The following is a 19,528-nucleotide window of genomic DNA, read 5'->3' on the forward strand; positions in this document are numbered from 1 at the left end:
TCACTGGCTCGTAAGTTCTGGAGAATCAGGTATCCCGGAGCTTCACTGTGAGAATTACCCTGGAACAACTCGCTACGCAGCCTAAGCAGGTCATTGACCTTCTTGAGATCATATCCATTGAAGGCCAGCAATACATGGCCAGGCTGAGCCTCGGAGACAGGCAGCTGCTACTGTCTGACAAGAAAGGTCTTACCCGACTGTTCAGCAGTGCCTGGCAGATTCAGGACACTCTTGGCAGCTTTCCCATTAAAGAGACTCAGGTCATTCACCCTTCGGCCTATCACGAGATGATAGGCATGGCGCCCGCCGCAGTAGAGCCCTTGAGAATACGGGTTCAGAGACAGAAGGTTCAGGGGCAAGAACAGTGATTTCGGTAGCAAGACTGGCAATTCTGGTGGGCATTGCGGGCCTGATCCCCTTCATTGCCGGTGTTACTGCTCTTTTTACACTACCGCAATACAGCGTTTCTGTGTTGGGTTATTTTTATCTTTACAGTGCGGGCATTCTGGCTTTCATGGCAGGTGTGTACTGGCCCATAGCAATGCAACTGGATAATCGTTGTTACCCGCTATCACCGCTGGTAACCATGCTGCTAAGCCAGGTCTTCTTCGTTGCAGCAGGCGTCGGCCTTCTGCTAAGCACTCCAGCGCAGATTGCACTTTACAGTTTTGCCTACCTTGCGCTTTATATTACCGACACTCGCTGGATGCGAGTGTATTGGCCAGGCTGGTACCTGCGACTGCGCCTTGTCCTGACCCTCGTCGCAGTTACCTGTCAATTGACCGTCGGCGCCTGGTTCTTCCTGATCCATTCCAGCCAGGTGGTCTAGAGCTGATACGCCTCCTCCTGCCCAGTAACCAGCGCTTGCAACTTGCGTAGCGCTAACTTTTCTATTTGCCGGACCCGCTCCCGACTAATACCCATCTCATCAGAGATCACTTGCAGCGTGTCCGGTTCAGGCAAGCCCAGTCCGTAGCGGCGAGCAAGAATCGTCTGCTCCCGCTCCGTCAGCTCACTAAACATCGATGTCAGGGCCCGACGATCATCGCGCCCAGACATTCGGTGCTCCGGACTTGCCTGCTTGTCGGCTTCAAGGCTGTCACCCAAAGTGATTGAACCATCATCAATCAAAGGAACGTCCGTTGATAATTCCCGCCATGCCAGCGCCCTGAGTTCTCCAATCCGTGAGGGCGTCGCTTCCATCGCCCGGGCCAGTTCTGTCTGAGACGGCATGCGCCCGAGATTCTGATGCATCTGCAAGGATACTTTGTGAAGGTTGCGAATTTCATTCACGACGTTTTCCGGCGTATGAACCAACCGGGCACCCCGCTGCAAACAGCGTTTGACCTCTTCACTGATCCACCAGTATGCGTAAGTCGAAAAGCGGAAGCCTTTGGTAGGGTCGAAGCGCTCAACCGCTTTAATCAGGCCCACATTCGCATCCTGAATCAAATCAGACATGGGTATGCTGTGCTGATTGTGACGGCGGGCAATGTGCACGGCCAGACGCAAGTTGCTTTGAATGAGTTTGCGACGACAGGCGTTAGCAAGATGGAAGGCGCGGCGGCACCTGGGTGAAAAGATGCAAGCGTCGCCAAGGCTGCCGATGACAGCACGGAAGGTCTGTGGTGTGTCTTCAGGCAGAGTTAACTCTGCGCTGATAACATGGTAACACCGCGTGAGTTTGCGAGAGAGGCGGCGTTCAGACACCTCCGTGAGCATTTCATAGCGGGACGCATCCCTGAAATACAGCCCGACCAGAGAATCCCTTTCACCATCGCTGGGCTTTTTAGGAGATGGTCCCGGCCTGTCTGTATCTAACATGGCACGGTACCCGTTGGAATTTACAGAGAATACGTCCTCATACCAAGGATGGATTCATCGCCGGCCGCCCTGCCGGCGCCATGAATCCACTCTGCACTCATTCCTCAGGCCGCGACAATCGCATAACCATGATTGTGGGGTTCGACTAGAACCCCATGCAAAGCAATGATCGCTTTCTCATAGTTGTCTTCATCAACCACAAACTGGATATCAACCTGTCGCATACACTGGTGCAAAGCCAGAATGTTGATTTCCTCATCAGCCAACACTTTGACCGACCGCGCAAGAATACCCGGCATCTTTATATCGCTGCCAATCGCTGAAACCACCGCTACTTTACGGGTACTGATCTCACCATTGGGAAACTCATCTTTCAGCGCACTTACCACACGCTTTACGTGCTTTAGAGTGCTGTCCACATAGTGGATAATCGTATTGGCGTTAGTGTCCTTCGCCATAAAACGCACCTTGAAGCGGCTGAGAATATCCAGAATGCGACGATCAGAGCCTGGCTCTCCCTGCATATCCTGATCAAACACTTCTATCGCAAACACGCCCTTGGCACCGGCAATAATCTCAACCTGTGGCTTTTCGCTCACATAATCGCCAGTGATCAGGGTCCCCGTGTGTTCAGGCTCGAAGGTGTTCATCACACGTAGCGGAATCTCAGCCTGACGCAGGCCTTTGCCAGCGCGGGGATGAATTGCTTCCATACCCAAATTTGCCAGCTGATCTGCCACGTCATAATTGGTGCGACCCAGCGGGACCACTTTTTCTGCGCCTACAATGTTGGGGTCAGCCGAACTCAGGTGGTATTCCTTGTGAATAATGGCTTCGCGGGCGTCAGTCATCACTGCCACGCGGCTGAAGGTCATTTCGCTGTAGCCCCGATCGAAGGTACGCATCAGTCCTTCTTTGCACTGTGCGTAGCCAGTTACGATGGGTAGTTCACGGCTCAAATCCACCGCATCAAATGCCTGCTTCAGCTTTTCATCCAGCGGTAACAGTTCGGTATCACGCCAACCGGTAAGATCCACAAACCGCGCATTGATGCCTTCCTGCTGCAGTTTCAGGGTTGTATTGAACGCACTGTGCGCTTCACCAATGCCAGCAAGCATTTCCCGAACCGTTAGCAGATGCTCTTCGAGTTGGAACTGGCCGTAAGAGCACAAACGCTGAAGGTCGATAAGACAACCGCGAACACCCTCAATACGATCGGTAATAAACTGATCAGCCTGCTGCTTCAGCATCGGGTCTTCAAAAAGTTCGCCGTTAATATCGGTGATGAACTTGATCAGATGGGTAAGATCATCACCCCATGCCCAATCCGACTCTGCATCAGCGAACAAGGCATACACGCCCGGCTCACCGGTTTTTTTGTGTTCCAGCAACTCGTTGGTAACACCACCGTATGCAGAAACCACGAAGATGCGCTGGTAGAGATCTTCCTTACTACGGTCCGCGACAATAATGTTGTCGCGGACCGCTTCGTAGTTGCTCATTGAGGTACCGCCGATCTTCTCAACGGTATGTAATTGACTCGTCATATTCGTACCCTGGCTTATCCTGCAGATTATTGTTCGAGTTGCGGGGGCGCCTTACGACGCCTCGCTGATTCCTTCCTGCATGATTTCATCAACACTTTTCCCCAACAACTCGGCACCCAGCTTCAAATCGTCCTTGCTGGTTGTCAGCGGCATCAGGCATTTGATGACTTCATCGTTCGGACCACTGGTCTCGATGATCAGGCCATGCTCAAAGGCACGTTTGGTAATTGGCCCGGTAATATCCGCATGGGTAGCCTCAATGCCTCGCATCAAGCCCCGCCCTTTCATTTTGAACTCGCCCGGGTACTTATCGCAAATCGCCTGCAACGCATCACCCAGAACCTGGGTCTTTTCTTTGACACTGTTGGCGAACTCATCGTCTTTCCAATAGGTTTCTACTGCCGTACGGGCAGTAATGAACGCCATATTGTTACCACGGAAGGTACCGTTATGCTCACCTGAGTCCCAAATGTCCAGTTCCGGCTTGAGCAGCACAAGTGCCATCGGCAGGCCGTAGCCACTCAGAGACTTGGAAACAGTGACGATATCCGGCTTGATACCCGCAAACTCAAAACTGAAGAACTCACCTGTACGACCATTGCCTGCCTGGATATCATCAAGGATCAGCAACATATCGTGCTTTTTACACAGAGCTTCCAGGCCTTTCAGCCACTCAGCACGAGCCGCATTCAGGCCACCTTCGCCCTGAACTGCTTCCACAATGACTGCCGCAGGTAGCTCAACACCGGAAGAACTGTCCGATAGCAGTTTGTCCATAATGGCCAGAGTATCAACATCGTCACCCAGATAGCCGTCATAAAACATAAAGTCGACGTTGCTCAGGGGCGCGCCCACGCCACCACGGTGGTGTTTGTTACCTGTTGCAGCTACTGCACCCATGGTCACGCCATGGAAACCGTTGGTAAAAGAGATGATACCGGTACGACCTTTCACCTTACGTGCCAGCTTCAGGGCTGCTTCGACACAGTTCGTACCCGTCGGGCCCGTGAACTGCATTTTGTAGTCCAGGCCACGGGGATCAAGAATGTATTTCTTATAGGATTCGATGAAGTCATGCTTGGCGGTGGTAAACAGGTCCAGGCCCTGGCTTACGCCGTCTGATTCAATGTACTCAAGCAATGCTTTTTTAAGAATATCGTTATTGTGGCCGTAGTTCAGCGAACCTGCTCCGGCCAGAAAATCCAGATACTGCTTACCGTCTTCCGTGTAAAGATGTGCGTTTTTGGCACGATTAAAGATCACTGGAAAGGCACGGCTATATACACGTACTTCGGATTCAGTCTTGAAAACTTCCATAATAGTTCCTCTTAGCCTCTAGGCTTTTGAATAGAGTTCGGTGTCGATGGGGGCCGAGAGAGCAGCGCGGGTGCAAAGGGAGACACAGTGCCCCTTAAAGAACACCCGGATAAGCTCTGAAATCGCTCCAGGGCTGCTTGAGAGCCGCTTGCTGCAGCTACTTGGTGAAAGGCCCTATGCGCAGCAGAAATTCAGAATCGTGCTGACCACCAAAGTGAGTGTCTTTCTCGAAGTGCTCATGGTGCTCAAGCTCGGCGCCCATATCTCGCGCAAAGGAGCGGAACAGTGCCCATGAAGCTTCGTTGTCAGCGGTGATCGTGGTTTCCATGTGGGTCACGCTTTTGCACGCATCCCGAGCCACGATTTCTTTAAGCATCCGCTTGGCCAAGCCCTGACCGCGGCCTTTCTCATGGACGGCCACCTGCCATACAAAAACAGTTTCGGGCTTTGAGGGGGGGATGTATCCGGAGATAAAGCCGACCAGATCGCCGTCTTTCTCCGCAGCAACGCCGGTGTCGGCGAAATGGCTGCACTGCAAGAGGTTGCAGTAAATCGAGTTGGCATCCAGAGGGGGGCATTCTGCTACCAACTGGTGGAGCCTGAAGCCATCATCCTTAACGGGTGTACGCAGGGTGATGGCGGTGGTATTCGATCCTTCTGATGTCATAACGTGGTTAATTCGCCTTAAAAGTAAGAGGTAAATTATATAGACCACAAAATATATTTCAAGTCGGCCCGGTCAAAGGCGCCACGGGAACCATGAGCGCCTCCATCAATGATAGACCGGATTATGGCATTCGCCAGTGACGGAAATATTAAAAAACCGAAGGAAACACAAGTTCGCCCGGGGTCAGCGAGGCACCTTCAAGAACACGCTTTCGATAGGAGATCGCAGCCGGGGAACCCTCGGGCCAGAGGCGATCAAACTCCGAAAGCCAAGCCCTGACATCGAAGTCAACAGGCATCAGATGCAGATGCAATCCACCGGACTCCAGGCCTGCGACCGACTCAGACAGCGGTGCTGAGCGACTAACACGAGCAATCAGGCCGCGGGTATCAGAGCTCAGATTGCCCATACCCGATGAGCCATTGTTGGCCACCAGGCGACGACGCCCCTCGACTTCGCCCGACCAGAGCACCGGCAGGCAGGTGTGGGTGGACACCATCACATCCGCGCCGGAACTCCCAAACCACTCAGTGAGCTTTTCTCTGTTGCCAGCAGCAAAGGATTCATGAGCCAGCCCCCAACCGGCCAGAGACTCCGGATCGCCATGCAACACCAGAATCTTTAGGCCTCCAAATAACAGACAATGATATCTGGGAAGAGAGGCCAGCCGCTTCTGGATATCCGGATGCGATCCGGCAACATCCTGAAGCTTCGCCATAATCTGATTGGAGCGCTCAACCACGCCCTGGTTTATAAACTCAGGATAGGCACAACCGCACCCGGCACCCGTACTCGGGGCAGCCAGTTCATAGTCAACGTTCCCCAGGCTGGCCGTGTGGCTCAGTACCCGACTGTTGATGTTGCGGAACAGTTCGTCACTGGCGTTGAACCAGTTGAAATCGCCATTGAACACCAGCCTTACGCTGCGCCCTTGCCGTTCTTCGGCGAGGGCCATGCGCTCAATTTCATCCAGAGCAAAAGGGTTCCCATAGAGCCCGCCAATGACATACAGAACGTCTTCCGTAACCGGCATGGGGTTTGCGCACAAAGACGCCGGTTCATAGCGATAAGCCAGAGGACAACTGCGACCTTCACTCATCGTACCTCTCCCGCAGTCAGAGATTTACCAACCAGCAAGCGCAAGGCCAGCGGCAGGAAAAAGCCCGCAGTGCAAATAAGGAACCCATAGGCATTAACGCCGAGCAACATGGCGTAATTACCGTCACCAATAGCCCAACCTGCCGGGATAAGACCGATTGCCAGCATCAGCCCCAACCCGAGACCGGTCCAGAAGCTCAGGTGAAAACTCCACGGCGACCAGCGCGTGAACCCGTAAAACAGAAACACCGGCGCCAGCCCCATCACCATGGTTCCGGAAATCGTGGTGGCCTTGAGAATATCCGTACCGGCAAACATCGGCAGGTTGCCAATCACTGCAAATACAATCATTACAGCCGCGCCCACCCGCATACCGGGCAGCCGGTCTGTCGCCCGCTTCGCCAAACGCGGTAAGTCAACCGCCAGGGATTTAGCGAGAGAGGTAAAGGTTGAATCCAGGGTAGAACCTGCAGAAGTCATCATCACCACACTCATAAAAAACAGCGCCGCCAACCCAAGTGACTGGCCGACTGCAGCGGGCGCATTGCCCATGGCCTCAATACCATTCAGGCGGGCGTGAACACCCACCAGGCTGAACAAGAACACCGCCACAAAACCCAACAAGCCCGCAACCACAAAGCTCTTGAGCATGGTTTTTTCCTTGTTCACAAAACCCCGATCCGTCAGCACCGGGTCATGAAACGGATAACTGAACATCTGCAACAAGGCGACTAACAACAAATCAAACCCAGCATTTAACCGGAACTCGCCTTCGCTCAGTAAAGCCGAGGTTTCGTTGGCCGGGATAATCATGAACAGCACCGCACCCAGGAAAAACACGAACACGAAGGTCTGGATCACATCGGTAAAAATCGAGGACCGGAGCCCGCCTTTCAGGCTGTAGGCCAGCGTAAACGCCGTGAACACCATAGCCGCAACGTAATACTCCCACTCCCCGGGCAACCCGAAGTAACCACCCACAACCGCCGTGTTACTCCAGACCTCGTTATACAGCCGAATCAGAATAGCCGCAGCAAACGCCAACCCCGCAAAACGCCCAAACCGCGAAGTAAGAAAATCCTGCAGACTGCGCGCGCCAGTCTGTGTCCGAATGAGATAAATGATGTACCCAGCCACCGGAATCGACAGCCAATAACTGGCATAAGCCAGCCCTCCGGTCACGCCGTAAGTCGCGCCAAGGTTCGCTGCATTGGTCACCGACTTGGCAAAAATCCAGCTGATAAAGATACTCGCCGTAAGCGACCACTGACTAACCGGGTTACCCTGATCATCCGCGCCTTTGTAAAAAGACTCTGAATTCCTGCTTTTTGGCGACAGCACATACATAACCACGCCATAAACCAGCAAAAATCCCCAAAACAGGGAGGCTTCCGTGATGTTCATTGATGTCTATTTCCTCGTTGTGTTCCGGGGTTTTATTCGTATTTCAGCTTCGTTCTGATCAGGAGGCCTGCACGATTCCGCCGCGGTATGGGGGGTGACTGTTTATTTTCGCCGGAAAAAAATGTCTGAGCGCAGCGAGTTGTTTTTTCCAAGAAAATAAACAGTCACCCCCCCATGCCGCCAACTCCCAAGCCAAAAATCAAACAGGCGCCGAACAACTAGCCCCAAATCGATAACAGGAAAAACACCGGTGGTGCCGCAACATAACCCGCTCATCCATGCTCTCCGCCAGCGACCCACCCAGATCATACTGAGGATCATCATCCACCAGCGTGCACGCATAAACCCGCACCGAATCGCCCTTCTTTACCAACATCCGCGTATAGGTACACATGAAATGCGCACGACTATCCACCGTCGGATATTTCTCCATGCAGTTCTCGGTAATCTCCGGGCTACCATCTTCTGATCCCGGCGTACCCAGATCCGGGAACGCAGTAAACGCTAGAGTTTCGGGAATCTGCCACTCACGGAAAATCTCCCGGAACGCAGCTTCCACATCAGCCGGAATTTCATCCGGATCCGTCTGGCGAGCAATAGACACCTTGAACCCCTGCTCAACCAGCCAGTGAATGCCCTCCAGCGCCTGATCAAAACTACCCTCACCTCGATCCTTGTCATGGCGGGCTCGATCCGGGAAATCCAGGCTCACGCGGAAATGGATCGGGTAGGGATTTTCCAGCAACGGCAACACCTGATGACGGCGCTTAAGTAACGGCTCCGTGGCATTGGTAAGCACAAAGCAGGGCCGATGCTGACTGGCATAATCCAGAATGTTCACAAAATCACGAATCACAAACGGCTCGCCACCGGTGAACGAAAGCTGCTCCACACCCATATCGAGGGCTTCGTGAATAAACGGCTTCACATCACTCAACTTCATGCCGGGAATACGGCCATCACCCGGGTGACTGCCTTCCAGACAAAAGGGGCAGGCCAGGTTGCAAGCTGTGCCCGTGTGAATCCACAGCTCTTTAAGCCTGGCGGCGTCGATGTATCCGCGAGGGTCGCCATTGCGGGTGTGAGTCCAGCTATCAAACGCTCTGGACTCCAGTACTTCTACCGCCGGAATGCGTTTTCTGGCAGGTCGGGTTTCGGTCAGGGGCATAAATGCTCCTCGATAGCTCTGGAATAAGGATGCTCGAAAACAGGCGAAGCCTTCTGGTGACAGCTATCGCCCACAATTTTCAGCGCTCGGTTACTTTTATACGGTTCGCCGGAACGGTCGGGCTTTTACCCCGGCGCCAGCCGTGTAATTTTTCCAGCAGTTTCAGAATACCTTCAGGGGCGTGGGCGCGTTTCCACTCACCAGCTGCGTACTTGGCCGACTCATTCCAGGTCGGGTAGGGGTGAATAGTGCCCAGAATCTTGTTCAGCCCAAGGCCATGCTTCATCGCCAGCGTAAATTCCGCGAGGATTTCACCCGCATGAGAACCAACCACAACCACCCCAAGGATCTTGTCTTTACCCGGTGGCGTCAGGATCTTTATAAAACCGTAATCTTCACTTTCAGCAATAGCGCGATCCAGGTCATCCAGGCCATATCGGGTAATTTCGTAAGCAACACCCTGGGCTTGAGCTTCCGCCTCACTGAGCCCCACCCGAGCCACCTCTGGCGAAGTAAACGTTACCCAGGGCATTACCCGATAATCTACCCGAAAGCGCTTGAACTGCCCGAACAGACCATTAACCGCCGCATACCAGGCCTGATGAGCAGCCGCATGAGTAAACTGATAGGGGCCTGCCACATCACCACAGGCAAACACGTTGGGGTAGCGAAGGCTCATATCGTCTTCAACTGGCACGGTCCCATTGCGCAGAGTTTCAATACCAATATTTTCGAGCCCCAGACCTTTGGTGTTCGGGGCGCGACCCACTGCGACCAACACCTGATCAAAGGCAATACGAACCCGCTCGCCCTTGTGCTCGCAGTAAACGACTTTCTCACCCTCTTCGATGGCGAATTCCCTGGCCGCGTGTTCCAGGCGAAGGTCGATACCATCGTTCTCAAACTGGGTTTTTATCAGTTCCGAGACATCGCTGTCTTCTTTAGCCAGCAACCGGTCACCCATTTCTACCTGAATTACCTGGCTCCCCAAGCGAGCAAACGCATGGGCCAGCTCGGAACCGATCGGACCACCACCCAGAACCAGCAAGCGCTCTGGCTGTTCCTGCAATTCCCATAAATTGTCAGAGTTCAAAGGCTCCATTTCTGCAAGCCCTGGAATCGGCGGCATGGCCGGCTTTCCGCCAGTGGCAACAATTATGCTGCGAGCGGTCAACCGCTCGGTACGGCCGTCGTTATGCCTGACTTCCAGCTCCCAGGGAGATACGAAGCTCGCCTCTCCCGAGATGCAATCCACACCCAGCTTGCTGTACCGCTCCGGGGAATCATGGGGTTCTACCTTGGCAATCACTTCTTGAACACGGTTCATGATGTTCTTGAAGGAGCCTTTCACCGGCACCGACTCCAGCCCATAGCGGTTCGCATGGCGCATGGTATCCGCGGCCTTGGCACTGCGAATAAGGGCTTTCGATGGCACGCAGCCAGTGTTCAGACAATCACCGCCCAGCTTGTGCTTTTCAATCATCCCCACTTTCGCTTTCACCGCTGCAGCGATATAGGCGGACACCAGGCCTGCCGAGCCACCGCCAATCACCAACAGGTTGTAGTCAAAGCTCTCAGGCTTCTGCCAGCCGGCATAAACCTTGCGACGGCGGATGAAGCCCACCACGAACTTTGCAATCAGAGGGAAGAGCCCGAGCAATGCAAAAGAAAGCAGCAGGTCTGCGGAGACGATATCACTCGTAGACTGGATCTGACCCAGTTGCGTTCCGGCGTTAACGAAAACAAAAGTACCTGGAAGCATGGCAATCCAGCTTACCAGAGCGTAAGTGCGCAGCTTCATGGCCGTCAGGCCCATGGCCAGGTTAATCAGGAAGAAGGGGAACACCGGAACCAACCGCAGCGTTGCGAGATAAAACGCACCGTCTTTTGAAATTCCCCGGTCCATCTTCGCTACGGTTTCCGCGTAGCGCTTGCGCAGCGTGTCCCGCATGAGGAATCGGGCCACCAGAAACGCCAGGGACGCACCCAGGGTTGAAGCAATAGAAACCGCAATCAGGCCATAAAAATTGCCTAAAAAGGCACCACCTGCCAAAGTCATTATGGTAGCCCCTGGCAAAGACAGGGCTGTGACTACCACATAAACAGCAGCATAGCCGACCACGGCGATCAGAAGATTCTGCTCAATCCATTGTGCCAAAGCACTCTGGTTCGCCTGCAGATTCTCCAGGGTGAGCAACTTGTGCCCGTCGAAGCCGATAAAAGCGGCGACAACTACCGCTATGGCCAAAAGAAGTAAGAGCTTGCTACGAGTCATATCCATGCCTTTTAAAATATAGGAACCAGTATGTTGATTTCATTCAGACACGGTCATCTATTGAATGTTACACGCTACTGAGAAATATTTTTGAGTGATCGCTCCAAAATACAGGAACTTTCCCGGAATCAGAAACACTAAAAACAAAATAATCTCCTAACGCCATACAAGGGACGACGTTCCATGGACACTGCCACCCACCCCGATCCTCAAGGTTTGCTGATCGAAGATCTGAAACGAGGCAATTCATTCGCCTACAAAGAAGCCGTGCGGGAATACTCACCCGGTATGCTGGCAGTCGCCCGGTTTTACCTGGATCACTCCGGTGCTGAAGAAATTGTCCAGGACTGCTGGGTTACGGTGATTGATGCCATTCAGAAGTTTGAAGGCCGCTCTGGCCTGAAAACCTGGCTGCACCGGATTGTCGCCAACCGCTGCAAAAACAAGCTCCGATCCATCAACAGGGAAGTAGCTACTGACTTTTCAGAGAGCCTCGACCCGGAGCTTGCCGACCGTTTCAATGCCAAAGGCCGCTGGGACCTGCCACCAAAACTAAAGTTCCACGAATCTGCTGACACACTTATGGAAAAAGATGCGCTCAGTGGCTGCCTGGACAAACACCTGTCGGCTCTGCCAGAAACCCAGCGTTCGGCCCTGATGCTGTACGAAGCCCATCAGCACAAATCTGAAGATGTCTGTAACATTCTTGATATCAGTGCATCTAACCTCCGTGTACTTTTACACCGCGCGAGGCAGAAGATCTTTCTGATGGTTGAAACGTTTCAGGAGACAGGAAAATGTTGATGTGCAGGGATCTGGCAGACATAGCCAGTGACTACATAGATGGTGAACTCACGAGCCGACAGAACCTGTCCGTGAAAATGCACCTGATGATGTGCAAACATTGTCGGACCTTTATCGGCAATCTGCGCGCGAGTACCGATCTTTTAAAGGTGCATTCATCCGGACGGGAAAATGAAGAGCTGATTCGAAAAATAGATGAGCGGGTGGCTGAGGCCCTCAGGGAAAGAAAGTCTGACGGCGGCACTCGCGAATGACGTAACACAGGCTGCAGTGCGATCTCCGCTACCCCAATCGTTTCAAAAAACTCCCCTTTGGTGGAACTCTGTATGACCGCACCTGTCACTGGAGCGATCACTCAAAAACCACAAAGGAAAAAAGAATGCCCAAACAGCTACCTCTTGCCCTGCTGCTGCTCAGACTCGGCGTTTTTATTGTATTTCTGTTCTGGACCCTGGACAAACTGGTGCAGCCTGAACACGCGGCCAAAGTCTTTACCGCGTTCTATGGGCTAGGAAGTCTTGGAGAAAGCGCTTTTTATGCAATTGGTATCGCCCAACTGGCACTGATTCTCGCCTTCGTCGCAGGGCTCTTTAAAACCTGGACCTACGGCGCCATTCTGGTGTTCCACGGGGTTTCCACCCTCGCGTCATTCAGCAAATACCTCCAACCTTTTGACAACCTCATATTCTTCGCTGCCTGGCCAATGCTGGCGGCCTGTGCCGCCTTATTCCTGTTACGGGATTACGATACCCTTACGCTTTCACGGAAACCGACTCCCGCCCTTGCCTAGCACCATGCATTGGCGGCTTGTGTAACAGATGCCCCGGTTGTCTGTCTGTGTTATCAATATAAACAGATTTACGACCGGGGTACTGCATGTTTCTTAACTGGCTGTCGAGGCGCTTGGCTGCCTATCTTTCCAAGCAGGTAGCGCAACACTCCGTGCCGACTTCAACCTATGAAGCGCTGGAAAAGGCGCTCAGGCCCGGAGACGTCCTGCTTGTAGAAGGTAATACACGCGTCAGCGTCGCGATAAAGTACCTGACCCAGTCAACCTGGTCTCATGCTGCGCTTTACCTCGGGCCGAATTCAGGTTTGGGTATATCGGAAGATGGCGAACCTCACACCCTGATCGAGGCGGATCTGGAGTTCGGTATTCGTCCCCTGCCGCTCTCCTATTATCGAAATAGTCATACCCGTATCTGCCGCCCTGTAGGGCTGGATGACGGCAACATGCGTATGCTAACCGATTACGCACTGAGCCGGTTGGGGAACCAGTACGACATGAAGAATGTGTTTGATCTGGCGCGCTATCTTATCCAGACACCGCCGGTACCTGCCCGGCACCGGCACAAATTGCTGTCGCTTGGAAGCGGCGACCCCACACGAGCGATCTGTTCCACGTTTATTGCCGAGGGTTTTCAGCGTTTGCGTTACCCGATACTTCCGACTGTCGACACAATACCTTCAGACGACCCGAGCTGCAGGGGCTGTATTCGCGAGCATTACCGTATCCGGCACACATCCTTGTTCACGCCGCGAGATTTTGATGCATCTCCGTATTTCCGGATTATCAAACCAACGCTGGAAAACAGCTTCGATTTCAGGGCCATCAACTGGGCAAATCTTTAACCTGCCCCAGTTGCCAGCCAACAAAAAAGGGTGGGGGTTCTGGCCCCACCCAAGGTCGACAAAAATCTTACTGATGCAAACCAACGTAGTTACTTGTCGATGAATTTCTTTTGCTCCGTTCGTGCGTATTCAGTCAGCGCAGCCAACTCCTCGGACCCCCATTCCAGAGGCTCCGCTGCCATCGGAGCCACCATGCAGATCTGGACCATTTCATCCAGGTGCACCATGTCCATCCCAAAGTCACGCTTGCCCATGGCCACGAAATGCGGGTACTCGTCCTTGAAGGTGGGGTTATAGAGCATGCCATTTGTATGGCAAGTGGCACACGCAAGGCCGTTTGAGGACAGGCTGGTGTCGTTGAACAGCTTCTCACCCTTGGCTCTCAGTTCGGCCACATTGCCCTGGTAAGGTGTGTAACCTTCAGGCCGGCGCACCGCTTTCTTGAGACTGGCCGATACACCCTCTCCCTCAGCCTCGCCTTCCGCTTCGCCCTCGGCCTCACCTTCACCTTCGGCGCGACCCTCTGCTTCGCCTTCTCCTTTAGCAGAACCTTCTGCCTCAGCTTTGGCTTCTCCCTCTGCTTCACCTTTGGCTTCGCCTTCAGCCTCACCCTGCGCCGCTTCGGCGGATGGAATCAGCTCCAGAAAAGAGCCGGAACCCGTGTTGAAACCCGCTACAGTCACTACCGTCATCATGGGAAGCGTCACCATGAGATTTCGCGACAGTTTGCGTAAAAGTTCTTTTCGATTTTTATTTGTAGACATATCAACAACCTCCGGTCGTATTTTACCCTTATTCAGGGAGTGCTCAGGGCCTCAGGCGCTTCTAGCCATGCCCGAAACCTGCCTTTCCATATAACGCAACGTCGAGGGATGGACCCCGAATTCTGCATTGACTTCCACACCTGCCTGCTCAGCAAGCATTCCGATAATCGCCATGTGGTGAATGGTGTGGCTGGCCAGAAAAACCAGTTCACGATCGACACTGGTGGTTACCACGTGCCGCTGGCCCTCACTGCTGTGCAGCATCGCAAGTTCATTGCAATACTCTGTTCCAAATCGGGTGCGCAATTCCCGTAAAATGTCTGACAGTCGGCGCCCCCCAGCCCGCCGATCTGTTTCCAGTGCCGGATCCCGGTGCCGGTTTTCATAGTCGAGCAATGCCCCTGGGCAATCAGTGGCCGACAACAAGGCGCTGTAGTGATCGATGATGTGACGAACGTGCTTGCCAATCACATGCTGCTTCCTGTAACCAGAGCTTTGCCGGTACAGGTTCCCGGGCAACGCTTGCAACAAGTTGACGAGTTGCCCGATGGCATGGGCATTTTCTTCAACAATGTCGCTCACGTCCCGACGCTTATCTGAAACTGGCTGTGTCATGGTATTTATCCGTTTGCTGTTGCTCTGTTAAGCACTGAAAGCGACCGAGTGGACACAAGCGTTACTCATGCCCACACCGGACAACATCTCAGCTCTAGGCCTTTCCCTCGGCCTCGCCTTCCCCTTCTCCCTTGCCGTCATCCTTGTCATGGCCTTTCTTCTTGGTTTTGCCTTCAGCTTCTCCATTGGCTTCACCTTTGTCTTCGGCTTCACCTTCTCCATAGCCCTTCATCTTGGCTTCACCCTCGGCTTCCGCCTCTCCAGCGGCAAGCATCAGGTAGCCGGGCTCCGCTGTAACGTCAGCGGCTGAGACGTTGAACGCCGAGGCGCCTATAGCGACTGCAAACACGGGGCCCGTGTAGGCCATGCCCCGGGCAAGCTTGCCGAGCAATCTCTGTTTCTGCGTTTCTCTGGACATGATGCGTCCCCTTTGCTTTTCACGTTATTGCCAGGTTGTATGCCTGGCCTCCCAATATCCGGAATCGAAGAATATTTAGACTCAACGGCTCCCGGATGCCTTTTGCGGTGTTCTCACGGAACACTGCCCGGAAAGCGTTGCAGCAGCGGCCTCCGGATTATTCATATCAACCAGATAGCGTTCGCAGCCTTCCAGCCACTCTGCGAGCCTGCTGAAACCACCGGTATCCAGTGGCCGCCCGTCTTCGGAACAGCAGTTGGCAATGAGGTGTCTGAGTGCCTCATTTACGGTCATGGCCTGTACACCGCTTTTGTCCTCGATTGGCTCGCTCGTAGGGACAAGCACCGCAAGTACCTGGGCGAAGTTGCCCGTTATACCTGCCATTGCGGGCAGGAGCATTCCCTCCAAGTCGGGGGCCTGCAGGGGCAAACCCAGCCCTTCAATGTGATCGTCTCCGGAGGCTTTCAGAAGCGCCCCGCGGCCATAATCAGCACGCCAGTGGGCAGACAGAGCAAGGGTGAGCGCGTCACGCAGGGTTGGTTCACTATGGCTGACCATATACATCGGGCCAGCCTGATCGGGGCCGGCAACCAGGCCGGCGTCTATAGCGATGTCATCGTGTTTGGCTGCGTGCGTTGCCAGGCAGTTTGCAAGGGCGGGCGTGACAGCCGAAAGCGGCAATCGTGGGTGGAGCACCTGACCATCGAGAATCAACGTGAAGCCAGGCGTATCCCGGACAATTTCGAGCCGGGGCAGCGAGTCTTTTCCCGCCTCGTCGGGCAACGCCATTGGCTGCAACAGGTTTTCAATCCGATTGACCAGCGCTGCACTGTCGGTGAAGAATCGAGCGCGGAAGCGACCGCAGGCCAGCACCATCGACATCATCGCGGATGTCTCCGGGAATGGCGGCTGGACAGATTCCAGCGCAACCCGTTCGGCCAGATGATTCTCAGATTGCACCAGAAAACGGTTGTTAACCCAGTCAGCCAGTGTATTCCATACATCATTGCGGATAGCCCAGGCGTCCGGGGCCACAGGCATACTTTTGAAAGCGGAATCTACCAGCGTCGACGCAATATCATCCGGCCCGGCACCTTCTGTGGCCATCAACCAGATCAGTGAGGCGGTCTCGTTCAGGCTACTCAGGTGGCCCAGCCGGGTGTCGTAGACATAGACCTGGTCTTCACTGAAGGTCTCCTCGGACATCCACCGTTCAAGACGAGGCTGCTTCACCGGACGGTCGGAGAGCGCTTGGGCAACCACCCAGTCAGCCAGCCGAGGCAGGGCCATAAACGGCAGGTATACCGTAGGATCCGACCCCGGTATCAGGTTTTTGAAACCACCACTGTTGGCTATTTCGGCCTGGGTTTCCCGAACCAGCCGCTCCGCCATGAAACCGGCAGAATCGGCACCAGCAGGCCGGTTAAGGCCAAGCATTTCAACCATATCCCCTATCAGGGCGCCTTTGATGCCTTCCTCAATGTCGCCGCCACTCTCAGGGCCGGCACAGACTCCCAGAGACGGGCTGAGGTTACACTCCAGGATCCAGGGCTTGAGGTTGCCGTCGACGAGGCAATCAATGCCCATAAGTTCATAACAGCCCCGGGTGTCGGCGCCGATAACTCGTGAGCGCTCGCGCATGGGCTCCAGAGCTGCCAGGCAGGTCAGGGCAACCATATCCTCGATTTTGGTGAATAGCGCCTCGTCGTCATGGCCCTGCTCCCGTAACCAGGCCCGGTAGCGCTCGAAATCCACGAATTCCACCGGCACATCAGCCTCAAGGTTCAGAGCGTTGACATCAGGGTTGGTCAGGTAACTGTACGGATTATTTGCGTTTTCTTCGTCGTAAGGCGCCGACGCGAGCTTGGCAAACCCCTGGTGGTACAGGTAAACCCTGAAGGGCGAAATAGACGACACCAGCACATACAGGCGCAGCACATATTTTCGACCATGCATGGTATGGGGATTTTCAAGATACTCCTGAACCATCCAGGAGGACTCCATGGGCACGTCCGCCGGGTCACCCACCAATTGGACACCTTTTCCGCGGGCGGCATTCTTGGGTTTGAGAATCCAGCGTTTGTCCGGGTTCTGAAGTGCCGCCTGCTGGAAATCGTGATAATCCTCGGGCATGGAGAAAACTCCGGGGACGAAAGCCAAGCGCTCCGTCAGGTGCCCGCCGCCTTTCTCCTGCCGCTCCATTCGTTCCCGCAGCTCCATAAGGCTTTGGTGCAGACGGCTTTTCACCGTGAGGGCATTGTTTCCGGGAATATGGTTAATTTTTCGTTCCGGCCCCACCTGGCTGAAAAACTCCGGGTCTGGCATACCGGTATACCAGCAGGCATGCCATCGTTCGGAGGTCTCTGCCTGTTGCCACAGGGATTTGTCGAGGGATTCGTCAAAAAAGCGGTCTTCCTCGTAGGACCTGTTGCCACCCATCCAATAGTGCCGAGTCATCTTGTCGCGCTCTCCGTTCCGGTTACTCACTGCCTCGGTAGCTTCCAAGGCATTGATTGTTCGCGTTTCACCGGTAGAGACACATGAGAAGTGCAACTGTTACAGTACGTGAGGAACTGTCTGTTCAATCAATAACAAATAAAGAGACTCCTCCTATGCATCGTCCGGTCAAAGCGGATCTTATGCCCTGGTTCGCCCGCGCATTTTCCAGCCCGTACCGATATGCTCTGCAACGATCCATGCACAAAGCTCGGGCAAGGCTGCGAGGCGAGAGCGACCTTGTTCGGGTGTTCGTGAATCCTCGAGACCCTTTCGGGCTAACCTTGTTGCAGGCACTTGTTCAATTGCAGGAGCACTATGGGGTGCGCATCCGGCTCCATACCGTTTGGCAGTTGGATGAAGAAATGTTCCCCGAGCCGGCGCTGTGGGGCTCGTGGGCTCAACAGGACGCCACCCGGATCGCCAAACTGTATAACCTCACGCCGCCTGACCGGCCAACGCCACTCTCGGAAACCGAACTCAAGGCCGCCACCGCCCGGCTGCTTCAGGCCGAACACGCCAACGACGGACTCAATACCGCTGCCCGCTTATTGACGGACCTCTGGAGTTCCGATTCCCAAAGCAAGCCAGGTTCGGGACCTACAGATCTTGATAATCAAACCCTGCTCGATAATGAAAAAATGCTTCGGCGGCTCGGCCACTATCAGGGCAGCATGGTTTGGTACCTGGGTGAGTGGTTCTGGGGCGTAGACCGGCTGGACCATCTTGAACGAAGCCTCACCGATCAAGGGCTGAACCGGGATGCCTCAAGGGCGATAACCTATACGCGCACCTGGGCTGATTTAACAAATATCGCCACAAGATTACCCGATGGCCATCCGGCCGCCGAGACACCTCTGGATGTGTTCTTTTCCATTCGCAGCCCCTACTCCTACCTCGGCCTGGAACGGGTAATTCTGCTGGCGAAGGCATGGAATATACCTCTGCAACTGAAGCCGGTGCTCCCCATGGTGATGCGCGGACAATCGGTACCCGATGCCAAGAAGTGGTACATCTTCCACGACACAAAAAGGGAAGCCGACAAGCTGGGCATTCCTTATGGCTTTGTCGCTGACCCTCTCGGGCCTGGCGTGGAAAGGTGTTATGCCCTGTTTGAATACGCCCGCTCCCTGGGCCGTGAAATCGAGTACATGCGTAGCTACGCCCGGGCCGTCAATGCCGAAGGCATCCGCTCGGAAACCGATGCAGGCTTGAAAGTCATCGTAGAGCGCGCTGGATTGGAATGGCAGAAGGCAGAGACTTTGTTAGATGACCAGAGTTGGCGTGAGTGGGCGGAAGTAAACCGTAAGGCAATGTATGACTGCGGGCTTTGGGGCGTCCCGAGTTTCCGCTATGGAACCTTCAGCTGCTGGGGTCAGGACAGGCTCTGGCTAATTGAGGAGGCCATCAAAAAAAGGGTGGAGACCAGCTCCACCCAAGGGGTTTACGACCCGACCAACAACGCAAAGGTTACAGAGGGCCAGCGCGGCAATTAAGGT

The 19,528-nt window shown here is 54.3% G+C and carries 19 protein-coding genes; 7 read left to right on the forward strand and 12 right to left on the reverse strand.

What is annotated here, in order from left to right:
• The first annotated feature begins 47 nt into the window (after window positions 1–47).
• Both Q4606_RS12965 and Q4606_RS12970 read left to right on the forward strand, forming a co-directional pair.
• Window positions 48–368, forward strand: coding sequence for a DUF6482 family protein (locus tag Q4606_RS12965; protein WP_303607788.1), 321 nt, complete (start codon window positions 48–50; stop codon window positions 366–368).
• Window positions 365–829: a DUF3429 domain-containing protein gene (locus tag Q4606_RS12970; RefSeq protein WP_303595411.1), complete on the forward strand. Its 465-nt coding sequence runs from the start codon at window positions 365–367 to the stop codon at window positions 827–829. The genes Q4606_RS12965 and Q4606_RS12970 overlap by 4 nt, the downstream gene beginning before the upstream one ends.
• Here Q4606_RS12970 and Q4606_RS12975 read toward each other — a convergent pair.
• The 8 genes from Q4606_RS12975 to Q4606_RS13010 all read right to left on the reverse strand — a co-directional run bounded on the left by Q4606_RS12975 (window position 826) and on the right by Q4606_RS13010 (window position 11,300).
• Window positions 826–1,824, reverse strand: a complete 999-nt coding sequence (locus Q4606_RS12975) for an RNA polymerase sigma factor RpoD/SigA (protein WP_303607789.1) — start codon at window positions 1,822–1,824, stop codon at window positions 826–828. The genes Q4606_RS12970 and Q4606_RS12975 overlap by 4 nt on opposite strands.
• A gap of 104 nt (window positions 1,825–1,928) precedes the next feature.
• Window positions 1,929–3,371, reverse strand: coding sequence for an aspartate kinase (locus Q4606_RS12980; protein ID WP_303595409.1), 1,443 nt, complete (start codon window positions 3,369–3,371; stop codon window positions 1,929–1,931).
• 51 nt (window positions 3,372–3,422) lie between these two features.
• Entirely contained in the window at window positions 3,423–4,688 is a 1,266-nt protein-coding gene (gene ectB / locus Q4606_RS12985; protein ID WP_303595408.1) for a diaminobutyrate--2-oxoglutarate transaminase, read from the reverse strand.
• Window positions 4,689–4,845: 157 nt separating this feature from the next.
• The gene (gene ectA / locus Q4606_RS12990; protein ID WP_303595407.1) at window positions 4,846–5,355 is read right to left on the reverse strand and encodes a diaminobutyrate acetyltransferase; all 510 of its coding nucleotides are present in this window, start codon (window positions 5,353–5,355) and stop codon (window positions 4,846–4,848) included.
• 148 nt (window positions 5,356–5,503) lie between these two features.
• Complete coding sequence (locus Q4606_RS12995) at window positions 5,504–6,454, reverse strand: hypothetical protein (protein ID WP_303595406.1); 951 nt, start codon at window positions 6,452–6,454, stop codon at window positions 5,504–5,506.
• On the reverse strand, window positions 6,451–7,857 hold the full coding sequence (locus tag Q4606_RS13000) for a sodium:solute symporter (protein ID WP_303595405.1): 1,407 nt from the start codon (window positions 7,855–7,857) through the stop codon (window positions 6,451–6,453). The genes Q4606_RS12995 and Q4606_RS13000 overlap by 4 nt, the downstream gene beginning before the upstream one ends.
• 199 nt (window positions 7,858–8,056) lie before the next feature.
• On the reverse strand, window positions 8,057–9,025 hold the full coding sequence (locus tag Q4606_RS13005) for a radical SAM protein (protein WP_303595402.1): 969 nt from the start codon (window positions 9,023–9,025) through the stop codon (window positions 8,057–8,059).
• Between the two features lie 79 nt (window positions 9,026–9,104).
• Window positions 9,105–11,300, reverse strand: a complete 2,196-nt coding sequence (locus Q4606_RS13010) for an FAD-dependent oxidoreductase (RefSeq protein ID WP_303607790.1) — start codon at window positions 11,298–11,300, stop codon at window positions 9,105–9,107.
• A 183-nt stretch (window positions 11,301–11,483) separates the two neighbouring features.
• On the opposite strand from Q4606_RS13010, the gene Q4606_RS13015 reads away from it, so the two are divergent.
• The 4 genes from Q4606_RS13015 (at window position 11,484) to Q4606_RS13030 (ending at window position 13,736) form a co-directional block, all read left to right on the forward strand.
• A complete protein-coding gene (locus tag Q4606_RS13015; RefSeq protein ID WP_303607791.1) occupies window positions 11,484–12,104 on the forward strand; it encodes an RNA polymerase sigma factor in 621 nt (206 codons plus the stop codon).
• Window positions 12,098–12,358, forward strand: a complete 261-nt coding sequence (locus tag Q4606_RS13020; protein WP_303595397.1) for a zf-HC2 domain-containing protein — start codon at window positions 12,098–12,100, stop codon at window positions 12,356–12,358. The genes Q4606_RS13015 and Q4606_RS13020 overlap by 7 nt, the downstream gene beginning before the upstream one ends.
• Window positions 12,359–12,483: 125 nt before the next feature.
• The gene (locus tag Q4606_RS13025) at window positions 12,484–12,894 is read left to right on the forward strand and encodes a hypothetical protein (RefSeq protein ID WP_303595396.1); all 411 of its coding nucleotides are present in this window, start codon (window positions 12,484–12,486) and stop codon (window positions 12,892–12,894) included.
• Between the two features lie 86 nt (window positions 12,895–12,980).
• Window positions 12,981–13,736 (forward strand): YiiX/YebB-like N1pC/P60 family cysteine hydrolase, encoded by a 756-nt coding sequence (locus Q4606_RS13030; protein WP_303607792.1) that lies wholly within the window; start codon window positions 12,981–12,983, stop codon window positions 13,734–13,736.
• An 89-nt stretch (window positions 13,737–13,825) separates the two neighbouring features.
• Here the strand turns inward: Q4606_RS13030 and Q4606_RS13035 are convergent, their stop codons facing one another.
• From Q4606_RS13035 to Q4606_RS13050, 4 genes are all read right to left on the reverse strand, one after another.
• On the reverse strand, window positions 13,826–14,500 hold the full coding sequence (locus Q4606_RS13035; protein WP_303607793.1) for a c-type cytochrome: 675 nt from the start codon (window positions 14,498–14,500) through the stop codon (window positions 13,826–13,828).
• Between the two features lie 51 nt (window positions 14,501–14,551).
• Entirely contained in the window at window positions 14,552–15,115 is a 564-nt protein-coding gene (locus tag Q4606_RS13040) for a DinB family protein (RefSeq protein ID WP_303607794.1), read from the reverse strand.
• Between the two features lie 94 nt (window positions 15,116–15,209).
• A complete protein-coding gene (locus tag Q4606_RS13045) occupies window positions 15,210–15,533 on the reverse strand; it encodes a hypothetical protein (RefSeq protein ID WP_303607795.1) in 324 nt (107 codons plus the stop codon).
• Window positions 15,534–15,614: 81 nt separating this feature from the next.
• Window positions 15,615–17,990, reverse strand: a complete 2,376-nt coding sequence (locus Q4606_RS13050) for an amylase (protein ID WP_303607796.1) — start codon at window positions 17,988–17,990, stop codon at window positions 15,615–15,617.
• A gap of 155 nt (window positions 17,991–18,145) precedes the next feature.
• On the opposite strand from Q4606_RS13050, the gene Q4606_RS13055 reads away from it, so the two are divergent.
• The gene (locus Q4606_RS13055; protein ID WP_303607797.1) at window positions 18,146–19,525 is read left to right on the forward strand and encodes a DsbA family protein; all 1,380 of its coding nucleotides are present in this window, start codon (window positions 18,146–18,148) and stop codon (window positions 19,523–19,525) included.
• The last annotated feature ends 3 nt before the right edge of the window (window positions 19,526–19,528 follow it).

It is taken from the genome of Marinobacter sp. 1_MG-2023 (genome assembly GCF_030549045.1).
Taxonomy (GTDB): Bacteria; Pseudomonadota; Gammaproteobacteria; order Pseudomonadales; family Oleiphilaceae; genus Marinobacter.

What these genes read in the sequence shown, in the direction of transcription:
- Q4606_RS12975 (WP_303607789.1), bottom strand. Translation starts at nt 1,824, where the DNA reads ATGTTAGATACAGACAGGCCGGGACCATCTCCTAAAAAGCCCAGCGAT.
- Q4606_RS12980 (WP_303595409.1), bottom strand. Translation starts at nt 3,371, where the DNA reads ATGACGAGTCAATTACATACCGTTGAGAAGATCGGCGGTACCTCAATG.
- ectB (WP_303595408.1), bottom strand. Translation starts at nt 4,688, where the DNA reads ATGGAAGTTTTCAAGACTGAATCCGAAGTACGTGTATATAGCCGTGCC.
- ectA (WP_303595407.1), bottom strand. Translation starts at nt 5,355, where the DNA reads ATGACATCAGAAGGATCGAATACCACCGCCATCACCCTGCGTACACCC.
- Q4606_RS12995 (WP_303595406.1), bottom strand. Translation starts at nt 6,454, where the DNA reads ATGAGTGAAGGTCGCAGTTGTCCTCTGGCTTATCGCTATGAACCGGCG.
- Q4606_RS13000 (WP_303595405.1), bottom strand. Translation starts at nt 7,857, where the DNA reads ATGAACATCACGGAAGCCTCCCTGTTTTGGGGATTTTTGCTGGTTTAT.
- Q4606_RS13005 (WP_303595402.1), bottom strand. Translation starts at nt 9,025, where the DNA reads ATGCCCCTGACCGAAACCCGACCTGCCAGAAAACGCATTCCGGCGGTA.
- Q4606_RS13010 (WP_303607790.1), bottom strand. Translation starts at nt 11,300, where the DNA reads ATGACTCGTAGCAAGCTCTTACTTCTTTTGGCCATAGCGGTAGTTGTC.
- Q4606_RS13015 (WP_303607791.1), top strand. Translation starts at nt 11,484, where the DNA reads ATGGACACTGCCACCCACCCCGATCCTCAAGGTTTGCTGATCGAAGAT.
- Q4606_RS13020 (WP_303595397.1), top strand. Translation starts at nt 12,098, where the DNA reads ATGTTGATGTGCAGGGATCTGGCAGACATAGCCAGTGACTACATAGAT.
- Q4606_RS13025 (WP_303595396.1), top strand. Translation starts at nt 12,484, where the DNA reads ATGCCCAAACAGCTACCTCTTGCCCTGCTGCTGCTCAGACTCGGCGTT.
- Q4606_RS13030 (WP_303607792.1), top strand. Translation starts at nt 12,981, where the DNA reads ATGTTTCTTAACTGGCTGTCGAGGCGCTTGGCTGCCTATCTTTCCAAG.
- Q4606_RS13035 (WP_303607793.1), bottom strand. Translation starts at nt 14,500, where the DNA reads ATGTCTACAAATAAAAATCGAAAAGAACTTTTACGCAAACTGTCGCGA.
- Q4606_RS13040 (WP_303607794.1), bottom strand. Translation starts at nt 15,115, where the DNA reads ATGACACAGCCAGTTTCAGATAAGCGTCGGGACGTGAGCGACATTGTT.
- Q4606_RS13045 (WP_303607795.1), bottom strand. Translation starts at nt 15,533, where the DNA reads ATGTCCAGAGAAACGCAGAAACAGAGATTGCTCGGCAAGCTTGCCCGG.
- Q4606_RS13050 (WP_303607796.1), bottom strand. Translation starts at nt 17,990, where the DNA reads ATGACTCGGCACTATTGGATGGGTGGCAACAGGTCCTACGAGGAAGAC.
- Q4606_RS13055 (WP_303607797.1), top strand. Translation starts at nt 18,146, where the DNA reads ATGCATCGTCCGGTCAAAGCGGATCTTATGCCCTGGTTCGCCCGCGCA.